This is a genomic window from Mesorhizobium sp. NFR06, assembly GCF_900115245.1.
Taxonomy (GTDB): Bacteria; Pseudomonadota; Alphaproteobacteria; order Rhizobiales; family Rhizobiaceae; genus Mesorhizobium.
Genome location: NZ_FOVT01000020.1, coordinates 1 through 21,671, shown reverse-complemented (window position 1 = coordinate 21,671; position 21,671 = coordinate 1). Strand labels below are relative to the sequence as shown.

The window sequence follows — 21,671 nt, the reverse complement described above, 5'->3', positions numbered from 1 at the left end:
CATCAAAACAAAGACTTAAAAGCGCGTCGCCTGAATCCGTTTCAGCGCGACGCAGTTGGACGACGATAATCAGGAGGGAAATTCCAGCCCCATCTCGCGATAGCGCTCGGGGTCGTCGCCCCAGTTCTCGCGCACCTTGACGAACAGGAAGAGGTGCACCTTCTGCTCGAGGATCCCGGCGATCTCGACGCGAGCGGCCTGGCCGATGGCGCGGATGGTTTCGCCCTTGTGGCCAAGCACGATCTTCTTCTGGCTGTCGCGCTCGACATAGATGACCTGCTCGATGCGCACCGAGCCGTCCTTCTTCTCTTCCCATTTCTCGGTCTCGATATGCGAGGAATAGGGAAGCTCCTGATGCAGCCGCAGATACAGCTTCTCGCGCGTGATCTCGGCCGCGAGCTGGCGCATCGGCAGGTCGGAGATCTGGTCCTCCGGATAGTACCAGGGGCCCAAGGGAAGCGTCTCGGCGAGATAGTCGAGCAGGTCCTTGCAGCCGGAGCCGGTGAGCGCGGAGACCATGAAGGTGCGCTTGAACGGCACTCTTTCGTTTGCTGCCGCGGACAAGGCCAGAAGCGTCTCCGGCTTGACGCGATCGACCTTGTTGAGAACCAGAAGCATCGGCTGCCGGACGTCCTTCAGCCGGTCGAGGATGGCATCGGCATCGCCCCTGATGCCGCGCTCGGCATCGATCAGAAGCACCACGACGTCGGCGTCCTTGGCGCCGCCCCAGGCGGTGGTCACCATAGCGGTGTCCAGCCGCCGCTTCGGCTTGAAGATGCCTGGCGTGTCGACAAAGACGATCTGGGCGTTGTCGTGCGTGGCGATGCCGCGCACGATGGCGCGGGTAGTCTGCACCTTGTGGGTGACGATCGACACCTTGGCGCCGACCAGCTGGTTGACGAGTGTCGATTTGCCGGCATTGGGCGCACCGATCAGCGCGACGAAACCGGAGCGAGTGGCGGGAGCCTGAGGAGTTTCCATTTCGGTCATGCCGCGCTCCATACGCCTTCGCGCAGCAAAAGGGCAGAGGCCGCCGCTTGCTCGGCCTCGCGCTTGGAACGGCCGCTGCCGGTCGCCGGAGCAAAAGCGCCTACCTTGACGCTGACGGTGAACAGGGGATCGTGATCAGGTCCCTCGCGGCCGTCGACCCGATAGACCGGCACGGCGCCGGCGGCCGCCTGGTGCGCCCATTCCTGCAATTCGGTCTTGGCGTCGCGGCGGGCGGCACCAATGGCTAGCGAGCGCGGCTGCCAGTAGCGGTGGATGAACGCGCGGGCAGCCTCAAGGCCACCATCCAGGTAAAGCACGGCAATCAGCGATTCCAGCGCATCGGCGCGCAGATTGGTGCGCTTGCGCCCTTCGAGATTGCGTACATCGGAGCCGGCGCGGATCAGCTCGGGCAGGCCGATCTCCTCGGAGATCCCGGAGAGCGCCTCGGCATTGACCAGCGCATTGTAACGCAGCGAAAGCTCGCCCTCGGCGGCGTCGGGAAACGCAGCGAGCAGCATATCGGCAATGACAAGGCCGAGAACGCGGTCGCCGAGGAACTCGAAGCGCTCATAGTCGATGCCGGCATGGCTCGAACGAGCGCTGGCATGGGTCAGCGCCCGCTGCAGGCGCTGGCGGTCAACGAAGACGTGGCCGGTGCGCTCGACAAGCGCTTCGGCGAGGGCATCGGCGGTCAAACGCTTGCTGGCCGCCATAACCTAGTGGACGAAATGGAACAGGCGCGCGGGGCGCATCAGCGACGGCCACTTCCAGATTTCGAGCGGGCTCGCCTTGCCGGCGATCGAGAAGAAGATGAGGTTGGCGCGGCCGACGAGGTTTTCAGCCGGCACGAAGCCGACGGCGAAACGGCTGTCTGAGGAATTGTCGCGGTTGTCGCCCATCATGAAATAGTGCCCGGCCGGCACGACGAACTCGCGCGTGTTGTCGCCGATCGAATCGGAATTGATGTCGAGCGTGTCGTAGCTGACGCCGTTCGGCAGCGTTTCACGATAGACGTCGATCGGCCGATTTTCCTCGGTGACGTCGGGGTTGTCGATCTGGCCGGTCTTTACGCGCGGCACGCCGACGTCGTTGATGAAAAGCTGGCCGTTCTTCACCTGGATCTTGTCGCCGGGCAGGCCGACGACGCGCTTGATGTAGTCGACCGAGGGATCCGGCGGGAACTTGAACACCGCCACGTCGCCGCGCTTGGGCTCGGAGCTCCAGATGCGGCCCGAGAAGAGATCGGGACCGAACGGCAGCGAATAGCGCGAATAGCCATAAGCCCATTTGGTGACGAAGAGATAGTCGCCTTCGAGCAGTGTCGGGCGCATCGAGCCGGACGGAATGGAGAAAGGCTGGAAGAACAGCGTGCGGATGACGAGCGCGAGCAGCAGAGCCTGGATGATGACGGAGAAGGTTTCACCAAGCCCGCCGGATTTCTTCTGCGATTTTTCAGCCACGCTCATGTCGTCCTCGATTGTGCGATGTTGGTATAGAGTCTCGGCGCGCGCTGGGCAACGTCATGCCGCTCGTGGTCAGATGGAATCAATGTGGCGCTTGTTCGGCGGGCACCGCCTCGATGATCACAAAGGCTTGAGCAAGCGGGAAATCATCGGTGATGGTGAGATGGATCAAGGCGCGATGGCCTCTTGGCAGGATTTTCTCCAGCCTGGCGGCGGCGCCGCCGGTCAGCGCCATGGTCGGCGCGCCGCTGGGCAAGTTGACCACGCCCATGTCGCGCCAGAACACACCCTCGGCCATGCCGGTGCCCAGCGCCTTTGCGCAGGCTTCCTTGGCGGCGAAGCGCTTGGCGTAGGAAGCCGCGCGAGCAGCGCGCTTTTCCGACTTGGCCTGCTCGACCTCGGTATAGATGCGCTGGACGAAGCGCTGACCATGCCGCTCCAGCGATTTCTCGATGCGTCTGATGTCGATCAGGTCGCTGCCAATGCCGATGATCATTCCGCGGGCACTTCCCGCCCGCCCTGCCGCGACTTCTTCTCGGCACGCTCTGCCATGCGCTTCTTGCGCTGCTCGCGAAACACGGTCATGCCCCAGCGCGTGATGCCATAGAACAAGAGCCCGAAGACGATGCCGAGCGGCACCGCGCCGATCAGCATCGGCTCCAGCACGGGGTGCCAGAGCTTGGCGAAGGAGAGCTTGTGCATCATTTCGCCGAGATGCTCGGGCGGGCCGTGCTTCGGCAGGCGCTCATGCAGGAGCAACTTGCCGGTTTCCCAGGATGCGCCCCACAGCAGCGGGAAAGTCAGCGGATTGCCGAAGAACACCGCGCCCAGCGCCGCCGCGACCAGATTGCCGGCGATGATCCAGCACAGCACTGCGGCGACGATGAAGTGGAAGCCAAGCGGGAAGAAGGAGGCAAAAACGCCCGCGGCGACACCGGCGGCTACGGAATGCGGCGTCGACTTCAGCCGCAGGATGCGTTTGGAAAAATACTGCACGGAACGTGAGAACGAGCGGCGCGGCCAAAGATAAGTACGCACCCGCTCAATGAGGCCATCAGGCTCTCGGCGTCGAAAAAGCACTCTGTTCCAGTTCCCGGTCCAACACCCGCCGGCCTGCCACTCGGGCCGGCCTAAGATACATATCTTGCGCTTCCAGAGCGCAGAAAGGCAACAACGACTTTGATATAGCGATAGCCTGGCCGCGCAACAATGAGACGCCGCCGCGATGGTCTGCCGCAGACGGTAACAAGGCCACCATTCTGGCGAAACTGAGGAGAAGACCTGTACAGTTCATGATCATCATTCGAGCGGCTCGTTTCGACGATGCAGAGGCACTGCCCGCCATCGAGCAGTCGGCCGGGGAAGCGTTCCGCGCCATTGCCGACCTGGCCTGGCTGGCCGAGGGGGACAATGTGAGCGTCGAGCGACACCGGCAGCTGATCGCCGAAGGCGCATGCTGGGTTGCCGCCGACGGCCAGGATCGGCCGGTCGGCTTCCTGAGTGCCGGGATCGAGGGCGATACGCTGCACATCTGGGAGCTTGACGTGCGCCTTGACCGGCAAGGATCAGGCATCGGTCGAGCGCTACTTGAACGGGCGACCGGGGACGCCAGGCGACGCGGCCTGGCCGCGGTGACGCTGACGACGTTCCGCGCCGTCGCCTGGAACGCGCCCTTCTATCGCAAGTTCGGATTTCGCGTCCTCGAGGATCCCGGGATCGACGAACGGCTCGCAAGCCTGCTCGGCGACGAAGCCGAGCATGGCATGCCTTTGGACCAGCGTTGCGCGATGCAGCTCGATCTCAGTCGAGAGGATACTCGCTGACCTCGATCAGGTTGTCGTCCGGATCGCGAAAATAGACCGACATCATGGTGCCGCGCGCGCCGGTGCGTTCGACCGGTCCGACTTCGATCGACACGCCATTGGCCTCGAGACTGGCCAGGACTTCGGCAAGCGGCACCGCTGCCACGAGGCAGAAATCGCCGGAACCCGGCGTCGGCGTCTTTGCCTTCGGCTCGAAGGTGCGGCCAACTTCGTGCAGGTTGATCTTCTGCGTGCCGAACAGCAGCGCGGTCGGCCGGTTCGGCTCGTCCAGGCGCCGCATGCCGAGCACCCGCCGGTAGAAATCGCAGGTCGCTTCGACCGAACGGACCGTCAGCACGAAATGGTCGATGGCACCTATCACAGCTAAGCTCATGCCTGGATCAGCCGGAAATCCTTTGACGGCGGCCAGTCGCCTCGATTTTCGACGCTTCGGCGACGAGCCAGTCGATAAAATAGCTAACGTCCTCACGCTGGCGCTTGGCTTCGGCGCACAGGCAATAATAGTTGTGAATGGCGGGTACGGCGAGAGGCAATGGTTGCACCAGCCTGCCCTCATCCAGGTCCCGTGCGGAGATGATTTCGTCGCTCAATGCCACGCCATAGCCGTCCCGTGCGGCTTGCAGGACGATGCCGAAGTCATCGAAAAAGACGTCCGATGAGCCGGTGTATACGCCGCCCGCCGCGGCTTGGTACCGGCGCCATTGCGAACCGTCATCCTCATGAAGCAAGCGGTGCGACGCCAAGTCGCCAATCTGCCTGATCGCGTTTGGGCCGCGTAGCAGTTGCGGACTGCATACTGGGGTCATGCGTATCCCGTGAAGCAATTGCCACCAAAAACCAGGCCAAGGTGGAACACCATAAACCACGGAGATGTCGGCCTTGCGCCAGTCCACCTGGTTGAAACGGGCCGCGGTGACGACATTGAGCGTGAAATTCCGGTTCTCCGCCATGAAGTCGAACAGGCGCGTTGCAAGCCACGCGACACCGTGAACCTGGGGCATCGATATCGTCAGCACGCTTTTGGTGATGGATGCGGCCTTGCGCGCCGCGACATCGCGAACGCCCACCATCAGCGTATCGAGTGCCTTTCGTACGGAACGTTGAAGGGTAGCGCCCTCCTCGGTCAATGCGAGCTGGCGACCGCGCTTCTCGAACAGTTCGATACCCAGAGAGAGCTGAAGGGAGCGTATCTGCTGACTGACTGCCCCTGGGGTGACGTGCAGTTCGGCGGCAGCGGCGCCCATGTGACCCAGCCTGGCGACGCTTTCGAAGACTCTAAGCGCATTCAGCGGCGGCAATCGCATTCACTCCTCCCGGCTTGTCGTGACCGTTTAGTTTTCCTGCGATTCCTTCGCACATAAATTTTAGCTTGTCTGCATTTAGCGACACGGTAGCTGTTAGCCGGCCCGGCTAGGGCGACGGCCAGAGGGAAACAAAACAATGAACATTCATTCAAAAAGGGCGGCGATGCTCCCGCTCGCTGCCGGTATAGCAATGGGAATTAGCGTGCATGCTCCGGCTGCCGCGGACAAGCCGAAATTCGCTACCGAAGGCACGCTGAAGGTTTGCACGGCGGGCGACTTTCCGCCCATGCAGTATTACAAGAACCCGGGCGATGCCAACCTCGTCGGCTTCGAGATCGACGTCATCGATGCAATCGCAAAACGCTGGGACGCGAAGGCAGAATTCGTAGTCGGCGACTTCAAGGGGCTTCTGCCGTCGCTCGACTCGCAAAGATGCGACCTGGTCGCGAGCGGCATCATGATCACCCCCGCGAGACTGGAGAAATACGACGGCGTTCCGTATTTCGGATCCCATGTCGTGCTGCTGGTGCCCGGTTCGGATGCGGACAGCAAAGCCCCGGAGGACATGAGCGGCAAGGTGATGGCGATCGAGGCCGGAACGACCTACGAAAAGGTGATCGCGGACCTGAACGCGAAGCTGGCAGCCGGCGGCAAGGCACCCATCCAGGTCCAGACCTACCCGTCGGCATCCGGCGTCATCGAACAGATACTGGTCGGGCGCGCCGCCTCCACGATCACGCAGGACACCACCGCGGCTTTTCGCATGATGCAGATGCCCAACCGGTTGAAGGTCGCCTACACCTACGCGGACAGCGAAACCTATGGCATCTACATGCGCAAGAACCCGGCAGATCGCGCAATGGTCAAGGATGCGATCGAGGCCCTTCAGAAGAGCGGCGAGATGAAGGATCTCCTGGCAAAGTGGAGTCTGCCGGCGACTTCTACCGACGTCCCGCACGACTGACGAGGCGGGCGGAATGTTTGACTACCATCTGTTCCTTTCGGCTGTCTTTGGCTGGCCCCTTGCAAAAGGGGCTCTGCTGACGATGGTGTTGTCCATATCGGTAATGACTTGCTCCTTGATCGTGGCAACACTGTTCGGATCGGTTGCCGGATCCCAGAGGAAGGCGTTGCGTTGGTCGGTCGGCGGCTATGTCTGGCTTTTCCGTGGCGCTCCGGCGCTGTTGATCCTGCTGTTCGTATGGAACGGACTTCCGCAACTGTCGCCGGTGTTCAGGCAGGCCTGGTTCACGCCTTTCTTCGCGGCCTTCCTGGCGCTGACGCTGATTGAGGTCGCCTATCTGACGGAGATCCTTCGCGGTGCCTTTGCGGCGGTCGGAAAAGGCCAACGCGAAGGCGCCGCGGCTCTCGGGCTGCATCGGTGGCAGATTTTCATCCTGATTACCATGCCGCAGGCGTTGAGAGTCGCGGTGCCTGCGCTGATCAACGAGTTCATCTCGTTGTTGAAGGCCACGTCGCTGGCAACCGTGATTTCGCTCAAGGAGCTCATGACGCTCACCCAGTTCGCCATTGCGACCAGTTTCCGGTTTCTCGAATGGTACGGCGCCGCATTGGTTTACTACATGCTGATGGTCTCCGTGCTGACAGTCTTCCAGACGCGCATCGAACGCCTGCTTTCGAAGGGGCATCGATAACGGTCGCGCATTTCACACGAGACGAAACAAATGACTTCAGAACAACTAACGGGTGCAGCCGGCGTCGCACCTGGAACGCCAGCCATTCAGCTCGTCGACGTCGCCAAGTCCTACGGCAGCTTCAAGGCTCTGCAAGGCGTGTCGATGACCGTGGAGCGAGGATCGCGAATGGTCATCTGCGGGCCGTCCGGCTCGGGCAAATCGACGCTGATCAGGTGTATCAACCGGCTCGAAATCCATGACGCGGGCGCAATCACCGTCAACGGGGCAGAACTGACCGACCAGATCGTCAGGATCGACCGCATCAGACGAGACGTCGGCATGGTGTTCCAGCACTTCAATTTGTTCCCGCATCTCACCGTTCTCCAGAACTGCACCCTGGCCCAACGCTGGGTGAGGAGACGCTCGCACAGGGAAGCGTCAGACATCGCCATGGCGCTTTTGGAACGGGTGCGCATCCCCGAAAAAGCGAGCAGCTATCCAGCAGAACTTTCGGGCGGACAACAGCAGCGGGTCGCCATCGCCCGGGCCCTGTGCATGAACCCAAGCATCATGCTGTTCGACGAGCCCACCTCCGCGCTTGACCCGGAGATGGTCAAGGAAGTGCTCGATACCATGGTCAGGCTGGCGGAAGACGGCATGACGATGATTTGCGTCACACACGAGATGGGATTTGCCAGGCAGGTCGCGAGCCAGGTCGCCTTCATGGAGGGCGGCAAGGTCATCGAGAGCAATACGCCCGAGAGGCTTTTCTCGACTCCCGCACACGAACGCACCAAGCGTTTTCTGAGCAATCTCCTTCATTGAGCGGGTGTGACGTGGGCTATCTACCGGACTGGTTCGCGGCTGAACGGGTTTCCGATAAGATCCTTCGGATCTGGGAGCCATATGTGCATCCCTTCTTCCGGGCCAACCTCTTTCACGTGACGGGAAGGGATGCCGATCTCATCATCGACTTCGGCATGGGGTTGCAGTCCCTTCGCCGGTTCCTGCGCCTCAGAGGCGGCAAGCCGGTATTGGCTGTCGCGACCCATGTTCATGTCGACCACGTAGGCTCGTTTCATGAATTCGAGCACCGTCTGGGCCACGCGGCGGAAGAAGACGGGTTCGCGGCGATGGCGGACGAGTGCACCTTGGCCGGGTTCTTTCGAGATCAGCCGGAGCCGGTTTCCCAGGCCCCCCATCCTGCGTGGTCTCCCGAGGGCTACGTCATTGCGCCGGCGCCTCTCACGGATGCGCTGATCGAGAACGGCCGCATCGAAACAGGGGATGCGTCATACCGCGTTCTTCACCTGCCGGGTCATTCTCCGGGCTCGATCGGATTGCTCGACGAGCAGAACGGCGTCCTGTTTAGCGGAGACGCCATTTACGATGGTTTGCTTGTCGATGATTTGCCCGGTTGCGATAAGGCCGAATACCGCAAAACGATGGAGCGGCTTCTTACCCTTGAGGTGGACGTGGCCTATGGAGGGCATGGCAATCCGATGTCCCAGGAGCGCATGAGGTCGATCGCCGAAGGCTATCTAAATCCGCGCTCCCCGAGTGATCCTCGACATAAGGCGTCAGAGCATACCGATGCAGTTCAGATGTTGCGGCTTCCCGGCTTCACGGCCGGAATCGCGGCGAGTTCCGGCGGCAGGCGGTCGGGCGGATAGGCCGGCACCTCATATTCGGCCAGCGCGATCAGCGGCACGCCGACGTCGGTCTTGCCGGCCGAGCGGTCGATGATGCAGGCGGCCGCCACCACTTCGGCGCCGATCTCGCGCAGGCAATCGATGGTCTCGCGGATCGACAGGCCCGTGGTGACGATGTCCTCGACGATGACGACGCGCGAGCCTTCGGCGATCTCGAAGCGGCGCAGCCGGAATTCGCCCCCTTCCCGCTCGACCCAGATCGCCGGGGCGCCGAGATGGCGCGAGGTCTCGTAGGCCGGGATCAGGCCGCCGATGGCCGGGCCGACGACATAGTCGATCCTGCCGGGCACGCTGTCTCGGATCTTCTCGGCCAGCGCCTTGCACAGGCGCTCGGTCTTGTCGGCATGCATGAAGACCCGCGCCTTCTGCAGGAAGATAGGGCTGCGCAGGCCGGACGTCAGGATGAAATGACCTTCAAGAACGGCGCCGGCCTCGCGGAAAATGCCCAGCACTTCGTCGGTGTTCATTGTTCGCTCCATGTCCATGGCGAATGGTGAATGGTGGTGGAGGTGAGAGCGCCATCTTTCACCATCCACCATTCGCTATTCACCATTCACCCATTGACGCGCCGCGCATCGCTGACGCTCGAATTGTCCTTGAGCTGCGACAGCAGCCGGTTGAGATGCTTCAAATCCCAGACCTCGAGGTCGATCAGCATCTCGGTGAAATCAGGCGCGGTGCGTATCATCGACAGCGTGTGGATGTTGGCGTCGTTCGAAGCGACGACCTGGGCGATATCGGCTAACGAACCCGGCGCATTGATGGCGGTGACCGAGATGCGCGCCGGAAACCGTTCCTTGGTCCGTTCGTCGATGTCCCAGCGCACGTCGATCCAGCGCTCGGGCTGGTCATCGAAGGCCTGCAGCGCCGGCGACTGGATCGGATAAATGGTGATGCCGGTTCCCGGCTGGATGATGCCGACGATGCGGTCGCCGGGCACCGCGCCCTCCGGCGCGAAGCGCACCGGCAGGTCGCCGCGCACGCCGCGGATCGGCACGGCACCGTCGCGCGGCTGGTCCTTGTCCTTGCGCGCGGCCCGGCTGCCGGGCATCTGGAACAGCATGCCGGCGGCGTTGCGGATCTTCGACCAGCCCTCTTCGCGCTGCTTTGGCGCAGCGACCGTGACGCGCTCGTCCTTATAGTCGGGGAAGACCGCTTTCATGACGTCGGTGGAGCTCAGCTCGCCGCGCCCGACCGAGGCCAGCACGTCCTCGATGTCCTTGCGCGCCAGCCGGTGCAGCACCGGCTTCAGGCTCTCCTTGGTGAAGGTCTTGCCGGCGCGCTCGAAAGCACGTTCGAGGATGCGGGCGCCGAGGCCGGAATATTGCTTGCGGATGGCATTCTTGGTGGCGCGGCGGATGGCGGCGCGCGCCTTGCCGGTGACCACGACCGATTCCCAGGCGGCGGGCGGGACCTGCGCCTTGGAGCGGATGATCTCGACCTCGTCGCCGTTCTTCAGTTCCGTCATCAGCGGCATGATGCGGCCGTTGACCTTGGCGCCGACGCAGGTGTCGCCGACATCGGTGTGGACCGCATAGGCGAAATCGATCGGGGTGGCGCCGCGCGGCAGCGCGATCAGCATGCCCTTTGGCGTGAAGCAGAACACCTGGTCCTGGAACAGCTCGAGCTTGGTGTTTTCGAGGAAGTCCTCCGGATTGTCACCTTCGGCCAGCTGCTCAATGGTGCGCCGCAGCCAGGCATAGGCATTGGTCTCCTTGGAGATCGTGTGGCCGGCGCCGTTCATCTTGCCGCCCGTGTCCTTGTAGATCGAATGCGCGGCGACGCCGTATTCGGCTATTTTGTTCATCTCCTTGGTGCGGATCTGCAATTCGACGCGCTGGCGCGACGGGCCGACGATGGTGGTGTGGATGGAACGGTAGTCGTTCTGCTTCGGCGTCGAGATGTAGTCCTTGAAGCGGCCGGGCACCATCGACCACGTGGTGTGGATGGCACCAAGCGCGCGGTAGCAGTCGTCGACCGAATCGACGACGACGCGGAAGCCGAAAATGTCGGAGAGCTGCTCGAAGGACAGCGCCTTGGCCTCCATCTTGCGGAACACCGACCACGGCTTCTTCTGCCGGCTCTTCACGCTCGCCTTGATGGCGTGTTTTTCGAACAGGCCCGACAGCGCCGTCTCGATCTCCTGCAGGACGCCCTTGTTGCGCTCGAAAATCTCGGCAAGCCTTGCGGTAACGGCGCGATAAGCCTCCGGATTGATGTAGCGGAAGGCGATCTCTTCAAGTTCCTCGCGCATGCCCTGCATGCCCATGCGCCCGGCAAGCGGCGCATAGATGTCCATCGTCTCCTCGGCGATGCGCAGGCGCTTGGCTTCCGGCATATGGTCGAGGGTGCGCATGTTATGCAGGCGGTCGGCGAGCTTGACGAGCAGAACGCGGACGTCCTCGGAGATCGCGAGCAGAAGCTTGCGCAGGTTTTCCGCCTGCTCGGCCTTCTTCGAGACCAGATCGAGCTTCTTCAGCTTGGTGAGGCCCTCGACCAACTTGCCCATTTCGGGACCGAACAATTCGTCGATCTCGGCCCTGGTCGCGGTCGTGTCCTCGATCGTGTCATGCAGCAGGGCAACGGCGATCGTCGCCTCGTCCATGTGCATGTCGGTAAGGATGGCGGCGACTTCGAGCGGATGCGAGAAATAGGGGTCGCCCGAGGCGCGCTTCTGGTGGCCATGCTTCTGCATGGCGTAGACGTAAGCCTTGTTGAGCAGCGCCTCGTTGACGTCAGGCTTGTAGCGCTGGACGCGCTCGACAAGCTCATACTGACGCATCATGGGCGGGATCTCGCGGTGCGGAAATGATTGATGCGCCGCACCAACGTGCGACGCATCCCATAGATAGCCACGAAACCTAAGCGACGGAAGTGCCGGATGCTTGATCCAGGCAAGTTCCGAGAGTCTTAGTAGTCGTCACTCTTTTCCGGCGGCACCAGACCTTCGATGCCGGCGAGCAGATCTTCCTCGCTCATGCGGTCGAAAGTGATGTTCTCCTCGGCGTCGTCCGTGTCTGCCGCCACGGCGGTCGCGCTGGTCTGGTCGGTGATCGCCTCGCCCTCGGCCTCCGGCTCGTCGACCTCGACATGCTTCTGCAGCGAGTGGATCAGATCTTCCTTGAGGTCGTCGGGCGACAGCGTCTCGTCGGCGATCTCGCGCAGCGCGATGACCGGGTTCTTGTCATTGTCGCGCGGAACGGTGATCTGCGCGCCCTGGCTGATCTGGCGGGCGCGGTGGCCGGCGAGCAGCACGAGTTCAAAACGGTTGTCGACCTTGTCGATGCAATCTTCAACGGTTACGCGGGCCATGGACTGCCCCTTTCATGCGATGGATTTGATGGAAAGCTGGCGCGCTCCATAACGCGGGCGCGGCCGAAATACAAGCTTTATGGCGTCGGCGTCGGCTTCGTCGGGCTCCGCCGGCTCAACATCGGATGCCGCGCCATGATGCAAGTCACATAGTCGCGATCACAATTGCTTGCAATGCGGGCCTTGCCCTTGGATATCCATAAATTGCGCGTTATCTCCGAAGTGACGGCACCGAGGCCCATTTGTCGGACCTTTTCGTCAAACGCTTTTAGACGACAAAAATTTTTCGAAAGGGATGTTTTTCAATGTTCGATCCCCGTGAAAAGATCGCTCTTTTCATCGACGGCGCCAATCTCTATGCCACCTCCCGCGCGTTGGGCTTCGACATCGACTATCGCAAGCTTCTGTCGAGCTTCCAGAAGCGCGGCTACCTGCTGCGCGCTTATTACTACACCGCGCTGGTCGAGGATCAGGAGTATTCCTCGATCCGGCCGCTGATCGACTGGCTCGACTATAACGGCTTCAAGGTGGTGACCAAGCCCGCCAAGGAATTCACCGACTCGACCGGCCGCCGCAAGATCAAGGGCAACATGGACATCGAGCTGACCGTCGATGCGCTCGAGCTCGCCGATGTCGTCGACCACTACGTGATCTTCTCCGGCGACGGCGACTTCCGCACGCTGGTGGAGGCGCTGCAGCGACGCGGCCGCAAGGTGTCGATCATCTCGACCATGGCGTCGCAGCCGCCGATGATTTCGGACGATCTGCGCCGCCAGGCCGACCACTTCATCGACCTGATGACGCTGAAGAACGAAGTCGGCCGCGACCCGTCCGAGCGGCCCGTGCGCCGGCCGGAACCTGCCGAAGTCGACGAGGACGATTATTGAGAGCGGCGGCCTTGACCGCCGCCCCCTCCCCCGAACCCAGCCGCGACTGCCCGCTTTGCCCGCGGCTGCATGATTTCATCGCCGCCTGGCGCGAGCGCGAGCCCGGCTGGTTCAACGCGCCGGTGCCGACCTTTCTGCCGCCGGAGGGCGAAGACTCGGTCCGCCTGCTGATCGTCGGCCTGGCGCCCGGCCTGCGCGGCGCCAACCGCACCGGGCGCCCCTTCACCGGCGATTATGCCGGCGACCTGCTCTACGGCACGATGATCGCGCATGGCTTGGCGCGGGGCGAATTCAAGGCAAGGCCGGATGACGGACTCGAGCTTGTCGGCACCGCCGTCACCAATGCGGTGCGCTGCGTACCGCCGGACAACAAACCGGTCGGCGCCGAGATTGCCACCTGCCGCACCTTTCTGAAGCCGACCATCTCGCGCTTTCCCAATCTCCGCGCTATCCTGACGCTTGGTTCGATCGCGCACCAGTCGACGGTGCGAGCGCTGGGCGAGCGCGTCGCTGCCTTTCCGTTCCGCCATGGCGGCCGGCAGCAGGCCGGCGGCATCGCGCTGTTTTCCAGCTATCACTGCTCGCGCTACAACACCAACACGGGCGTGCTGACGGAACAGATGTTCGTCGATGTGTTCAGGGAGATCGCGGCGTTCCTGAAGAACTAGAGTCAGGCGCCGAGGCAAAGAGTTCCGATAGCCGCGCCGGCCCGCCCTTCAGCACATTCAGGTCGACGTCGCCGTCGATGCCGTCGACACGGCCGGTATCGAGATATTGCCAATAGACCCACCCTCCCTCTCCCGGCGGCATCGCAATCGAGCGCAGCCAGCGCGGGCGAACCGGAATATGAGCGGCATAGGCCGGCGCCGCCTCATCGGTGATGTAGACGATGGCTGGCTTGCCATAGGCCGCCTCGACCGGACCCAGGAAGGCAAGCAGTTCCGCGTTCAGCTCGGCGGGCGAAGGCCGATGCGGACAATTGCCGTGAAATTCGATGTCGACGACCGGCGGCAAAAGCGGCTCGCCGCGCGGCACCACCGAGATGAAGTTCTTCGCCTGGTCAGCGCCCGGGCGGCAGAAGGTGAAGAAATGGTAGGCGCCGACCGCCAGGCCCGCAGCGCGCGCGCCGCGCAGATTTTCGGCGAAAGTATCGTCGACGTGGTCGCCGCCTTCGGTGGCCTTGATGATGGCGAAGGCGACATCATTGGCCGCAACGCGCTGCCAGTCGATCTTGCCCTGGTGGTGCGAAACGTCGATGCCCCTCATGGGGAATTCGCCACGATCCGGTGGGAAAGCGCGAGGTCGAAGAAGGCTTTCCGCCCAGATGGCAACCGCCAGAAAAACGAAAGCCAGGGCCAGGACAATGAAGCGGTTCCTCAAGCCTTGGCTCCCTGCCCGCTTTGCCTCGATATAGCCGATCTGTGTACACGCAATTCCGGACGGAAAACCGCTGCACACTTTTCCTGGAATTGCTCTAGCCGCGTTCCTTCAGCAGCCGGCCCTTCTCACGCGACCAGTCGCGCTGTTTTTCGGTCTCGCGCTTGTCGTGCAGTTTCTTGCCACGGGCAATGGCGAGCAGCAGCTTGGCGCGGCCGCGATCATTGAAATAGATTTTCAGCGGCACCAGCGTCATGCCCTCGCGCTCGACGCTTTGCGCAAGCTTGGCCATCTCGCGCTTCGAGACCAGCAATTTGCGGCGCCGGCGCGGCTCGTGGTTGAAGCGATTGGCCTGCAAATATTCCGGCAGATAGGAATTGATCAGCCAGATCTCGCCGCCCTCGGCCGACGCATAGCTCTCCTGGATGTTGGCCTGGCCCTGGCGCAGCGACTTGACCTCGGTGCCGGTCAGCACCAAGCCGGTCTCGATCGTGTCGAGCACCTCGTAGGAAAAGCGCGCCTTGCGGTTTTCGGCGACCGTCCTGTTGTTTGGATCGGCTTTCTTGATTTGATTCATGACGTCCAGAGTCCGTTTCGAAACTCGCTCCTGCGAGTCAGGTGAAGGTGCCACCGAGAACCGGAGCGGAGCGTACATATAGTACGTGAGCACCGGAAGCGCAGGTGGCGCCTTCAGATGGCCGCAGGTGTAGAGTTTCCAAACGGGCTCGCTAATTTATCAAGCCGGCATGCTTCAGCGCCGCGTCGAGCTTCTCGGCGGTCGAGGCCTCGACGGTCACCAGCGGCGAGCGCACCACGTTCTCGACCTTGCCCAGCTTCGACAGCGCGTATTTGGCGCCGGAGACGCCGGGTTCCATGAAGATCGCCTTGTGCAGCGGCAACAGACGGTCCTGCAGCTCGAGCGCCTTGGCGCTGTCGCCGGACAGCGTCGCTTCCTGGAATTCGGCGCAAAGGCGCGGCGCGACATTCGACGTGACCGAAATGCAGCCGACGCCGCCATGCGCGTTGAAGCCGAGCGCGGATGCATCCTCGCCGGAGAGCTGGATGAAATCCTTGCCGCAGGTCATGCGCTGCTCGGAGACGCGCTCGACCTTGCCGGTCGCGTCCTTGACGCCGGCGATGTTCTTGAAGTCGTGGCGCAGCCTGCCCATCGTCTCCGGGCTCATGTCGATCACCGAGCGCGGCGGGATGTTGTAGATGATGATCGGCAGCGTGGTCGCCCTGGCGACGGCGGCGAAATGTTCATAAAGGCCGCGCTGCGTGGGCTTGTTGTAGTAGGGCGTGACGACAAGGGCGGCGTCGGCGCCGGCCTTCTCGGCATATTGCACCAGCCCGACCGCTTCCTCGGTGTTGTTGGAGCCGGCCCCGGCGACGACCGGAACCCGGCCCTTGGCGACCTCGATGCAAACCTTGACGACCTGACGGTGCTCCTCATGCGACAGCGTCGGCGACTCGCCGGTGGTGCCGACGGGAACCAGACCCTTGGTGCCTTCGGCGATCTGCCATTCGACAAACGACCGAAAGGCTTTCTCGTCGAAACGCCCGCTCTTTTCGAACGGTGTGACGAGCGCGGTCAGCGAGCCTCTCAGCATGTCGTCCAAACTCCTTGGAACCTTGTTGGCACTGCATGTCGTTTTCCCGCCCTCGGGCGACATGCGTCGGTATTTTATTTGCGCGCCTTCTAACCGAAAGCGAAGCCGCGCACCATAGTCTCGACACGCTTCAGCGGCAAGGATCGCCATGGAGCCAGCAAGGGCAATTCGAACAGCCTCGATAACCTTTTGTTTACGAGCCCTTCACGACCTAAGTTTAGGCTCTTATTCCGGCTCTTAAGTCCCCGCGCCTGCTGACGATGTGCTAGGATTGCAACAATGCCGACGAAGCGGCCTCATATCTTCGCGCTTCTCGGCGCGATCGTCGCGGCGACGCCTACCGTGGCGATCGGCGGGAGTGTCGATGCGCGCCCGACCGCTTCCATTCCCATGCCCGACGCACCGCAGGCCCCCGGGCAGACGTCGACCGCCCCGTCCTCCGACATAGCGCAACTGAAGAGCGGGCTCGATGCGCTGGCCGCCAACAACATCGCCGGCGCGCGCAACGCGCGCGACAGGCTGCCCGCCATTTCGCTCGACCGGCATATCCTCGCCTGGGCGATCGCGCTTTACGGCGGCGACAAGGTGCCGAGCGGCGAGATCGCCGATGCGGCCAAGATGCTGCCGGGATGGCCGGGCACGATCGCGCTGCGCAAAAACAGCGAGCGCGCGCTCTATCGCGAGAATCCGCCGCCGCAAGTGGTGGTGCAGGCCTTCGGCCGCAGCCAACCGCTGACGCCGGAGGGCGTGATCATCCTTGCCCGCTCGCAAGTGGCGCTCGGCAACCAGGCCGCGGCGCGGTCGGTGCTGGTGCCGTTCTGGCGCACGGAAAAGCTGGAGGTAAAGGACGAGGCGACCGTCATCAAGGAGTTCGGCGCGCTGATCCCGGCCGCGGACCATCGCTACCGCATGGAGCGGATGTTCTATGCCGACCGGCCGTCCTCGGCACTGCGCGTCGCGGGTCTCGCGGGCGCACAGCCCCTGGCGGACGCCTGGGCGGCGGTGGACAAGGGCGACAAGAACGCCGCCAGGCTGTTGAAGGCGGTGCCGGCGGCGCAGCGCTCGGCCGGCTATTTCTTCGCCGAGGCGGAATATCTGCGCAAGCAGCAGAAATTCGCTGAGGCCGCTTCCGTGGTGATGAATGCGCCGACCGATCGCAATTCACTGGTCGACCCTGATGCCTGGTGGGTCGAGCGTCGCGTGCTCTCGCGCGAGCTGGTCGACCAGGGCGACGTGAAGACCGCCTACAAGATCGTTGCCATGCACGCCGCCGAGAGCCCGCAGAACGCCGCCGAAGCCGAATTCCACGCCGGCTGGTATGCGCTGCGCGGTCTCAACGACCCGGCGACCGCCGCCAGGCATTTCACGCGCATTACCGAGCTGGCCCAGGGACCGGTCTCGCTGTCGCGCGCCTATTACTGGCTCGGCCGCGCAGCCGAAGTCGGCGGTCCGGGGAGCGCCAGGGATTATTTCACGCGCGCGGCCAGCTATGGCACGACCTTCTACGGCCAGCTCGCCGGCGAGCGCGTCGGCTTGAGGACCCTCAACATCGTCTATCCGAAACCGAGTGCGGCCGACCGCCAGAGCTTCGACGGCCGCGAGGCGGTCAGCGCGATCAAGCGGCTGCAGGAAGCGGGTTACGACCGCTATGCCGAGACGCTCTACCGCGACCTTGCAGGGCAATTGACCAGCCCGGGCGAGCTGGCGCTGCTTGCGGTGCTGGCCGAAAAGCAGGGCAACCACTTCATGGCGCTGAAGGTCGGCAAGATCGCCGCCCAGCGCGGCATCGATGTCGGCGCGCTGTCGCATCCGCTCGGCGTCATTCCCGATTCGGCCAACATATCCGGATCCGGCAAGGCGCTCGCCTATGCCATTGCCCGCCAGGAAAGCGAGTTCAATGTCGGCGCCGTTTCCAGCGCCGGCGCGCGCGGCCTGCTGCAGTTGATGCCGGGCACCGCCAAGCAGCTGGCGAAAAAGGCCGGCATGATCTTCTCGCAGGCGCGGCTGACCAGCGATGCCGGCTACAACGCGACGCTGGGCTCGGCCTTTCTCGGCGAGCAGCTCGACCGCTTCGGCGGCTCCTATGTGCTGACCTTCGCCGGCTACAATGCCGGCCCCAACCGCGCCGCCCAGTGGGTGGCCAAATACGGCGACCCGCGCGGCAAGGACGTGGACGCCGTCGTCGACTGGATCGAGCGGATTCCCTACACGGAAACAAGAAGTTACGTGCAACGCGTGATGGAGAATTACGAGGTCTACAGGATGCGTATTTCAGGCAAATACGACATCGTGGGGGATCTGGTGAACGGGCGGAGCTGAGGGCTGTCTTCCTTCTCCCCTTGTGGAGAAGGTGGATCGGCGCGCAGCGCCGAGACGGATGAGGGGCGTTCCAGCAAAGTGAGACGTTGGCGTTGCCTGGAGCACCCCTCATCCGTCGCCTTCGGCGCCACCTTCTCCCACAAGGGGAGAAGGGAAGAACTCCCCATTTGACGACTCCTGCCCTCGCCTGTAGCTGTCGGTCACCCCCAAGCTGAGTGAGGCATTCCAGTGGCGAGCGACCAAGGTTTCTCCGATTTCTTCTATGCCGCACCTGACGGGCTGAAGCTCCACGCCCGGATCTACGGCGAGGCGAACGCAGGCCACTGGCCGGTCGTCTGCCTGCCCGGTCTCACCCGCAATGCCCGTGACTTCCATGAGCTCGCGCTCTACCTTTCCAGCAAGGCAGAGCACCCACGCAAGGTCATCGCCTTCGACTATCGCGGCCGCGGACTATCCGACCACGATCCCGATATCGGCCACTATAATGTCGGCGTCGAAGCCGGCGACGTGCTTGCCGGGCTGTCCGCGCTCGGCATCGACCAGGCGGCCTTCATCGGCACCTCGCGCGGCGGCCTGATCATTCACGTGCTCGGCGCGCTGAAGCCGACCGCATTGAACGCCATCGTGCTCAACGACATCGGCCCGGTGATCGAGGCTGAAGGTCTTGCCCATATCCGCTCCTACCTCGAGCGTGCGCCGAAGCCGAGGACATTTGCCGAGGCGGTGGCGGCGCAACGGCGCGCGCATGGCGCCGATTTCCCGAGCCTCGCCGATGCCCACTGGGCACGCATGGTGGCTGCGATCTTCCGCGAGACGGAAACCGGCTGGGCGCCGGATTTCGATCCGGCCCTGGTCGACACGCTCGCCGGCGCCGACTTCAGCAAGCCGCTGCCGGATCTCTGGCCACAATTCGAGGCGCTTGCCGCCGTGCCGCTGCTTGCCATACGCGGCAGCAATTCGAAGCTGCTGTCCGCAGCGACGCTCGATGAGATGGGAAAGCGCCATCCCGGCATGGAGGCGATCATGGTCGAAGGCCAAGGTCATGCGCCGTTCCTGGAAACCGGCACTCTGCCGCACACCATTGCCGCATTCCTCGATCGAGCCGACAGCAAATCAAGATAAAGTAAAGCCAGAGACTAACTCAGCCTCAGGCTTTCCTTATACAATATAGATTCGCCCCTGCGAGCCGGGGTTCGGCGTGCGCCTATTTGACCTTCGAGCTCTTGCGGCGCGCCTTCGCCGGATCCGATCCGCTCTCCTTGCGGGCGGCTTTGGCGGGTGACGGCGTGGTCAAAGGAGAGGCAAAGACGGAGCCTTCCACTGAGCGCGATGCCTCGTCGCCACGCGGCTTCTCGAGCACGACGACGCAGCCGTCGAGATCGTTGGTGGCGAGATGCGCATAACGCATGGTCATCGACAGCGTCTGGTGACCGAGCCACATCTGTACGCGCCTGATATCGATGCCGCCCTGGACGAGACGCGAGGCGCAGGTGTGGCGCAGGATATGCGGCACCACCTGCTCGTCGGCGCCAAGGCCGACCTCGGTCTTGGCCTCGTTCCAGATGGCGCGGTACTGCGCCTGGCTGAGCTTGGTAAACGGGCCTTTCGGCCGGCGTCCTTCCGTGTTCGGCGGCAGCTTGATCACGTCCTTGACGCGTTCGGTCATCGGAATGGTGCGGCTGCGGCCGGACTTGGTGATCCAGAACGAGACGCGGTGCTCCTGGATGTCGTTCCAGATCAGGCCGAGCGCCTCGCCGAGACGGCAGCCGCTATCGACCAGGAAGACGGAGAGCCGGTAAGCATCCTCGCAGCGGCTCTTGATGGCGGCGAACAGCCTTGCCTCTTCGTCCCTTTCGAGGAAACGAATCCGCCCCGCCCGCTCCTTCTGGCGGCGGAACTCGGGCAAGCTGTGGATATCCCCCATCTTGTGAGCCTTGCGCAGCAGTTTGCTAAGGGCAGCCATCTTGCGATTGATGGTTGCGTTGCTGTTGCCGCGCTGGCGCAAAGTACCGATAAGATTGTCCAGGGTGTTCTGGTCAAAGGTGCTGAAACGCTCTCCCAGAAGGATCTCGTCTATTTCACCAATGAAAGAGCTGACATTGTACTTATGCCGCCCATCGTCCCAAAGTATGTCCCGGTATGCTGCGAAAAGCTCCCCGATCCTGTGCGATTTTACTTCTCTAATCTTGTTATAGGTATACTTAAACTTCGAATTTTGAGAAGAAAATACCGCAAAATGACCAGAGGGGTCCCCCTCTTGAATCGCTTCGTTTGTCATTGATTTGACCACACCCCCGAGTGGATAGAGCACACCTATCTGCTCGGAAGCGTCCTTTCAAGAGTTTATGTCTGACAAAACGATTTCATCCGCCATCGGCGGATCCCACGAAACCGTTCGCAGACTTCAGCTACCAGTCCCCCTTTTCCTTTTTCGCTCGCCCTTGCCAGTCACGAAAACAAACAGCCCGGGCGTTGATGCGCCCGGGCTGGATTTCGCCTGTGTAGTTCCAGCCCTTAGAACGAGCGCTGGAAGCGGAGCATACCGCCGACTGCATCCTTCTTGGGGAATGCGGACCTGTCGGTCCAGTTGATGCCTTCTTCACCCCAATGCGACCAGTCGACTTCGGCCGTGACCGTGAAGCCGGGAACGATGTCGTAAGCGACGTTCGCCGCCACGCTATAGTTCTTCTCATCGTCACCCGAGGCCTGGAGGTTGAACGAGGTCTTCTCGTTGAACTTGTAGGTGCCGCCGCCCCACACCGCCCAGTTGCCGCCCCACTGCTTGTAGAAGCCGCGGCCGCCAGCCGGAGTTGCCCAGGTCGGGTCGCTCAGGTTGTCGTCGGTGCCGTAGCCAGCCATGATCCACAGCGACAGCGCGTCGTTGACGTTCACGTCCAGGCGAACCTTGCCGGCAACTTCTTCATAGTTGCTGTCATAGGCGACGACGCCGCTGATGGCGCCCCAGCCCTGCGTCCACTTCAAGCCGCCGACGACATGCGGAACGTAGCTGTCGATGGTGCCGATGACGCCCGAACCTTCTTCGAGCGAGACCACGGCCGAGAAGCCATTGCCGGCATCGAAGTAATACTGGACGACGTTGGTGTCGAAGTCGCCGTAGGGAACCAGCGTATCGTTGATGACGTTGCCGGCGTAGCCGGTGAACGTATTGAAGGCCGATTCGTCCTTACCGACGCGCAGGCCGCCGAGCTGGATCCAGGCGAAGTTCAGCGAAACGCC

The 21,671-nt window shown here is 62.7% G+C and carries 24 protein-coding genes; 9 read left to right on the top strand and 15 right to left on the bottom strand.

Translation table 11 applies throughout. The annotated features are described in order from the left end of the window. Positions 1-69: 69 nt before the first annotated feature. The 5 genes from era to F3H96_RS26120 all read right to left on the bottom strand — a co-directional run bounded on the left by era (position 70) and on the right by F3H96_RS26120 (position 3,533). Positions 70-1,002, bottom strand: a complete 933-nt coding sequence (era, locus tag F3H96_RS26140; protein ID WP_188131543.1) for a GTPase Era — start codon at positions 1,000-1,002, stop codon at positions 70-72. After that, positions 987-1,703: a ribonuclease III gene (gene rnc / locus F3H96_RS26135; RefSeq protein ID WP_149804554.1), complete on the bottom strand. Its 717-nt coding sequence runs from the start codon at positions 1,701-1,703 to the stop codon at positions 987-989. The genes era and rnc overlap by 16 nt, the downstream gene beginning before the upstream one ends. A gap of 3 nt (positions 1,704-1,706) precedes the next feature. Then, positions 1,707-2,456 carry a signal peptidase I gene (gene lepB / locus F3H96_RS26130; RefSeq protein ID WP_149804553.1) on the bottom strand — a complete coding sequence of 250 codons (750 nt, stop codon included), beginning with the start codon at positions 2,454-2,456 and terminating at the stop codon, positions 1,707-1,709. A 79-nt stretch (positions 2,457-2,535) separates the two neighbouring features. Beyond that, positions 2,536-2,949: a holo-ACP synthase gene (gene acpS, locus F3H96_RS26125; RefSeq protein WP_149804552.1), complete on the bottom strand. Its 414-nt coding sequence runs from the start codon at positions 2,947-2,949 to the stop codon at positions 2,536-2,538. Beyond that, positions 2,946-3,533, bottom strand: a complete 588-nt coding sequence (locus F3H96_RS26120) for a DUF2062 domain-containing protein (protein WP_149804551.1) — start codon at positions 3,531-3,533, stop codon at positions 2,946-2,948. Before F3H96_RS26120 ends, acpS begins: the two co-directional genes overlap by 4 nt. A gap of 212 nt (positions 3,534-3,745) precedes the next feature. Between F3H96_RS26120 and F3H96_RS26115 the strand changes: the two genes are divergently transcribed. Then, complete coding sequence (locus F3H96_RS26115) at positions 3,746-4,276, top strand: GNAT family N-acetyltransferase (protein ID WP_149804550.1); 531 nt, start codon at positions 3,746-3,748, stop codon at positions 4,274-4,276. Here F3H96_RS26115 and F3H96_RS26110 read toward each other — a convergent pair. Further along, the gene (locus F3H96_RS26110; RefSeq protein ID WP_210248175.1) at positions 4,254-4,649 is read right to left on the bottom strand and encodes a VOC family protein; all 396 of its coding nucleotides are present in this window, start codon (positions 4,647-4,649) and stop codon (positions 4,254-4,256) included. The two genes, F3H96_RS26115 and F3H96_RS26110, sit on opposite strands and share 23 nt — an antisense overlap. Positions 4,650-4,656: 7 nt before the next feature. Next, complete coding sequence (locus tag F3H96_RS26105; protein ID WP_149804549.1) at positions 4,657-5,580, bottom strand: LysR substrate-binding domain-containing protein; 924 nt, start codon at positions 5,578-5,580, stop codon at positions 4,657-4,659. A 202-nt stretch (positions 5,581-5,782) separates the two neighbouring features. Here F3H96_RS26105 and F3H96_RS26100 point away from each other — a divergent pair, with 202 nt between their 5' ends. From F3H96_RS26100 to F3H96_RS26085, 4 genes are all read left to right on the top strand, one after another. After that, positions 5,783-6,544, top strand: coding sequence for a transporter substrate-binding domain-containing protein (locus tag F3H96_RS26100; RefSeq protein WP_244620161.1), 762 nt, complete (start codon positions 5,783-5,785; stop codon positions 6,542-6,544). A gap of 13 nt (positions 6,545-6,557) precedes the next feature. Continuing rightward, positions 6,558-7,235 (top strand): amino acid ABC transporter permease, encoded by a 678-nt coding sequence (locus tag F3H96_RS26095; protein ID WP_149804547.1) that lies wholly within the window; start codon positions 6,558-6,560, stop codon positions 7,233-7,235. A 30-nt stretch (positions 7,236-7,265) separates the two neighbouring features. After that, positions 7,266-8,042, top strand: coding sequence for an amino acid ABC transporter ATP-binding protein (locus tag F3H96_RS26090; protein ID WP_149804546.1), 777 nt, complete (start codon positions 7,266-7,268; stop codon positions 8,040-8,042). 83 nt (positions 8,043-8,125) lie between these two features. Beyond that, entirely contained in the window at positions 8,126-8,890 is a 765-nt protein-coding gene (locus tag F3H96_RS26085) for an MBL fold metallo-hydrolase (protein ID WP_244620160.1), read from the top strand. Here the strand turns inward: F3H96_RS26085 and pyrE are convergent. The 3 genes from pyrE to rpoZ all read right to left on the bottom strand — a co-directional run bounded on the left by pyrE (position 8,818) and on the right by rpoZ (position 12,241). Further along, entirely contained in the window at positions 8,818-9,396 is a 579-nt protein-coding gene (pyrE, locus tag F3H96_RS26080; RefSeq protein ID WP_149804544.1) for an orotate phosphoribosyltransferase, read from the bottom strand. The two genes, F3H96_RS26085 and pyrE, sit on opposite strands and share 73 nt — an antisense overlap. Before the next feature lie 86 nt (positions 9,397-9,482). Then, on the bottom strand, positions 9,483-11,714 hold the full coding sequence (locus F3H96_RS26075; RefSeq protein WP_149804543.1) for a bifunctional (p)ppGpp synthetase/guanosine-3',5'-bis(diphosphate) 3'-pyrophosphohydrolase: 2,232 nt from the start codon (positions 11,712-11,714) through the stop codon (positions 9,483-9,485). Positions 11,715-11,839: 125 nt separating this feature from the next. Next, positions 11,840-12,241, bottom strand: a complete 402-nt coding sequence (rpoZ, locus tag F3H96_RS26070; protein WP_149804542.1) for a DNA-directed RNA polymerase subunit omega — start codon at positions 12,239-12,241, stop codon at positions 11,840-11,842. Positions 12,242-12,546: 305 nt separating this feature from the next. On the opposite strand from rpoZ, the gene F3H96_RS26065 reads away from it, so the two are divergent. Both F3H96_RS26065 and F3H96_RS26060 read left to right on the top strand, forming a co-directional pair. Continuing rightward, entirely contained in the window at positions 12,547-13,128 is a 582-nt protein-coding gene (locus F3H96_RS26065; RefSeq protein ID WP_059189095.1) for an NYN domain-containing protein, read from the top strand. Then, entirely contained in the window at positions 13,125-13,796 is a 672-nt protein-coding gene (locus F3H96_RS26060) for a uracil-DNA glycosylase (protein WP_188131542.1), read from the top strand. The genes F3H96_RS26065 and F3H96_RS26060 overlap by 4 nt, the downstream gene beginning before the upstream one ends. Here F3H96_RS26060 and F3H96_RS26055 read toward each other — a convergent pair. The 3 genes from F3H96_RS26055 to dapA all read right to left on the bottom strand — a co-directional run bounded on the left by F3H96_RS26055 (position 13,765) and on the right by dapA (position 16,115). After that, positions 13,765-14,394 carry a GH25 family lysozyme gene (locus F3H96_RS26055; RefSeq protein WP_149804540.1) on the bottom strand — a complete coding sequence of 210 codons (630 nt, stop codon included), beginning with the start codon at positions 14,392-14,394 and terminating at the stop codon, positions 13,765-13,767. The two genes, F3H96_RS26060 and F3H96_RS26055, sit on opposite strands and share 32 nt — an antisense overlap. A gap of 208 nt (positions 14,395-14,602) precedes the next feature. Further along, positions 14,603-15,082, bottom strand: a complete 480-nt coding sequence (gene smpB, locus F3H96_RS26050) for an SsrA-binding protein SmpB (RefSeq protein WP_149804539.1) — start codon at positions 15,080-15,082, stop codon at positions 14,603-14,605. Between the two features lie 151 nt (positions 15,083-15,233). Next, positions 15,234-16,115 (bottom strand): 4-hydroxy-tetrahydrodipicolinate synthase, encoded by an 882-nt coding sequence (gene dapA, locus F3H96_RS26045; RefSeq protein ID WP_149804538.1) that lies wholly within the window; start codon positions 16,113-16,115, stop codon positions 15,234-15,236. A 279-nt stretch (positions 16,116-16,394) separates the two neighbouring features. Between dapA and F3H96_RS26040 the strand changes: the two genes are divergently transcribed. After that, the gene (locus F3H96_RS26040; RefSeq protein WP_149804537.1) at positions 16,395-18,434 is read left to right on the top strand and encodes a lytic transglycosylase domain-containing protein; all 2,040 of its coding nucleotides are present in this window, start codon (positions 16,395-16,397) and stop codon (positions 18,432-18,434) included. Positions 18,435-18,662: 228 nt separating this feature from the next. Beyond that, the gene (locus tag F3H96_RS26035; RefSeq protein ID WP_149804536.1) at positions 18,663-19,556 is read left to right on the top strand and encodes an alpha/beta hydrolase; all 894 of its coding nucleotides are present in this window, start codon (positions 18,663-18,665) and stop codon (positions 19,554-19,556) included. Positions 19,557-19,638: 82 nt separating this feature from the next. Here the strand turns inward: F3H96_RS26035 and F3H96_RS26030 are convergent, their stop codons facing one another. Further along, positions 19,639-20,712, bottom strand: coding sequence for a site-specific integrase (locus F3H96_RS26030; protein ID WP_149804535.1), 1,074 nt, complete (start codon positions 20,710-20,712; stop codon positions 19,639-19,641). A gap of 236 nt (positions 20,713-20,948) precedes the next feature. Continuing rightward, positions 20,949-21,671, bottom strand: a 723-nt coding sequence (locus F3H96_RS26025) for a porin (RefSeq protein WP_149804534.1), incomplete at its 5' end; no start/stop codon positions are given.

Excerpts from the sequence above, each read along its gene's own strand:
- era (WP_188131543.1), bottom strand. The coding sequence starts at position 1,002 with ATGGAGCGCGGCATGACCGAAATGGAAACTCCTCAGGCTCCCGCCACT.
- rnc (WP_149804554.1), bottom strand. The coding sequence starts at position 1,703 with ATGGCGGCCAGCAAGCGTTTGACCGCCGATGCCCTCGCCGAAGCGCTT.
- lepB (WP_149804553.1), bottom strand. The coding sequence starts at position 2,456 with ATGAGCGTGGCTGAAAAATCGCAGAAGAAATCCGGCGGGCTTGGTGAA.
- acpS (WP_149804552.1), bottom strand. The coding sequence starts at position 2,949 with ATGATCATCGGCATTGGCAGCGACCTGATCGACATCAGACGCATCGAG.
- F3H96_RS26115 (WP_149804550.1), top strand. The coding sequence starts at position 3,746 with ATGATCATCATTCGAGCGGCTCGTTTCGACGATGCAGAGGCACTGCCC.
- F3H96_RS26110 (WP_210248175.1), bottom strand. The coding sequence starts at position 4,649 with ATGAGCTTAGCTGTGATAGGTGCCATCGACCATTTCGTGCTGACGGTC.
- F3H96_RS26105 (WP_149804549.1), bottom strand. The coding sequence starts at position 5,580 with ATGCGATTGCCGCCGCTGAATGCGCTTAGAGTCTTCGAAAGCGTCGCC.
- F3H96_RS26095 (WP_149804547.1), top strand. The coding sequence starts at position 6,558 with ATGTTTGACTACCATCTGTTCCTTTCGGCTGTCTTTGGCTGGCCCCTT.
- F3H96_RS26090 (WP_149804546.1), top strand. The coding sequence starts at position 7,266 with ATGACTTCAGAACAACTAACGGGTGCAGCCGGCGTCGCACCTGGAACG.
- pyrE (WP_149804544.1), bottom strand. The coding sequence starts at position 9,396 with ATGAACACCGACGAAGTGCTGGGCATTTTCCGCGAGGCCGGCGCCGTT.
- F3H96_RS26075 (WP_149804543.1), bottom strand. The coding sequence starts at position 11,714 with ATGATGCGTCAGTATGAGCTTGTCGAGCGCGTCCAGCGCTACAAGCCT.
- rpoZ (WP_149804542.1), bottom strand. The coding sequence starts at position 12,241 with ATGGCCCGCGTAACCGTTGAAGATTGCATCGACAAGGTCGACAACCGT.
- F3H96_RS26065 (WP_059189095.1), top strand. The coding sequence starts at position 12,547 with ATGTTCGATCCCCGTGAAAAGATCGCTCTTTTCATCGACGGCGCCAAT.
- F3H96_RS26055 (WP_149804540.1), bottom strand. The coding sequence starts at position 14,394 with ATGAGGGGCATCGACGTTTCGCACCACCAGGGCAAGATCGACTGGCAG.
- smpB (WP_149804539.1), bottom strand. The coding sequence starts at position 15,082 with ATGAATCAAATCAAGAAAGCCGATCCAAACAACAGGACGGTCGCCGAA.
- dapA (WP_149804538.1), bottom strand. The coding sequence starts at position 16,115 with ATGCTGAGAGGCTCGCTGACCGCGCTCGTCACACCGTTCGAAAAGAGC.
- F3H96_RS26040 (WP_149804537.1), top strand. The coding sequence starts at position 16,395 with ATGCCGACGAAGCGGCCTCATATCTTCGCGCTTCTCGGCGCGATCGTC.
- F3H96_RS26030 (WP_149804535.1), bottom strand. The coding sequence starts at position 20,712 with ATGACAAACGAAGCGATTCAAGAGGGGGACCCCTCTGGTCATTTTGCG.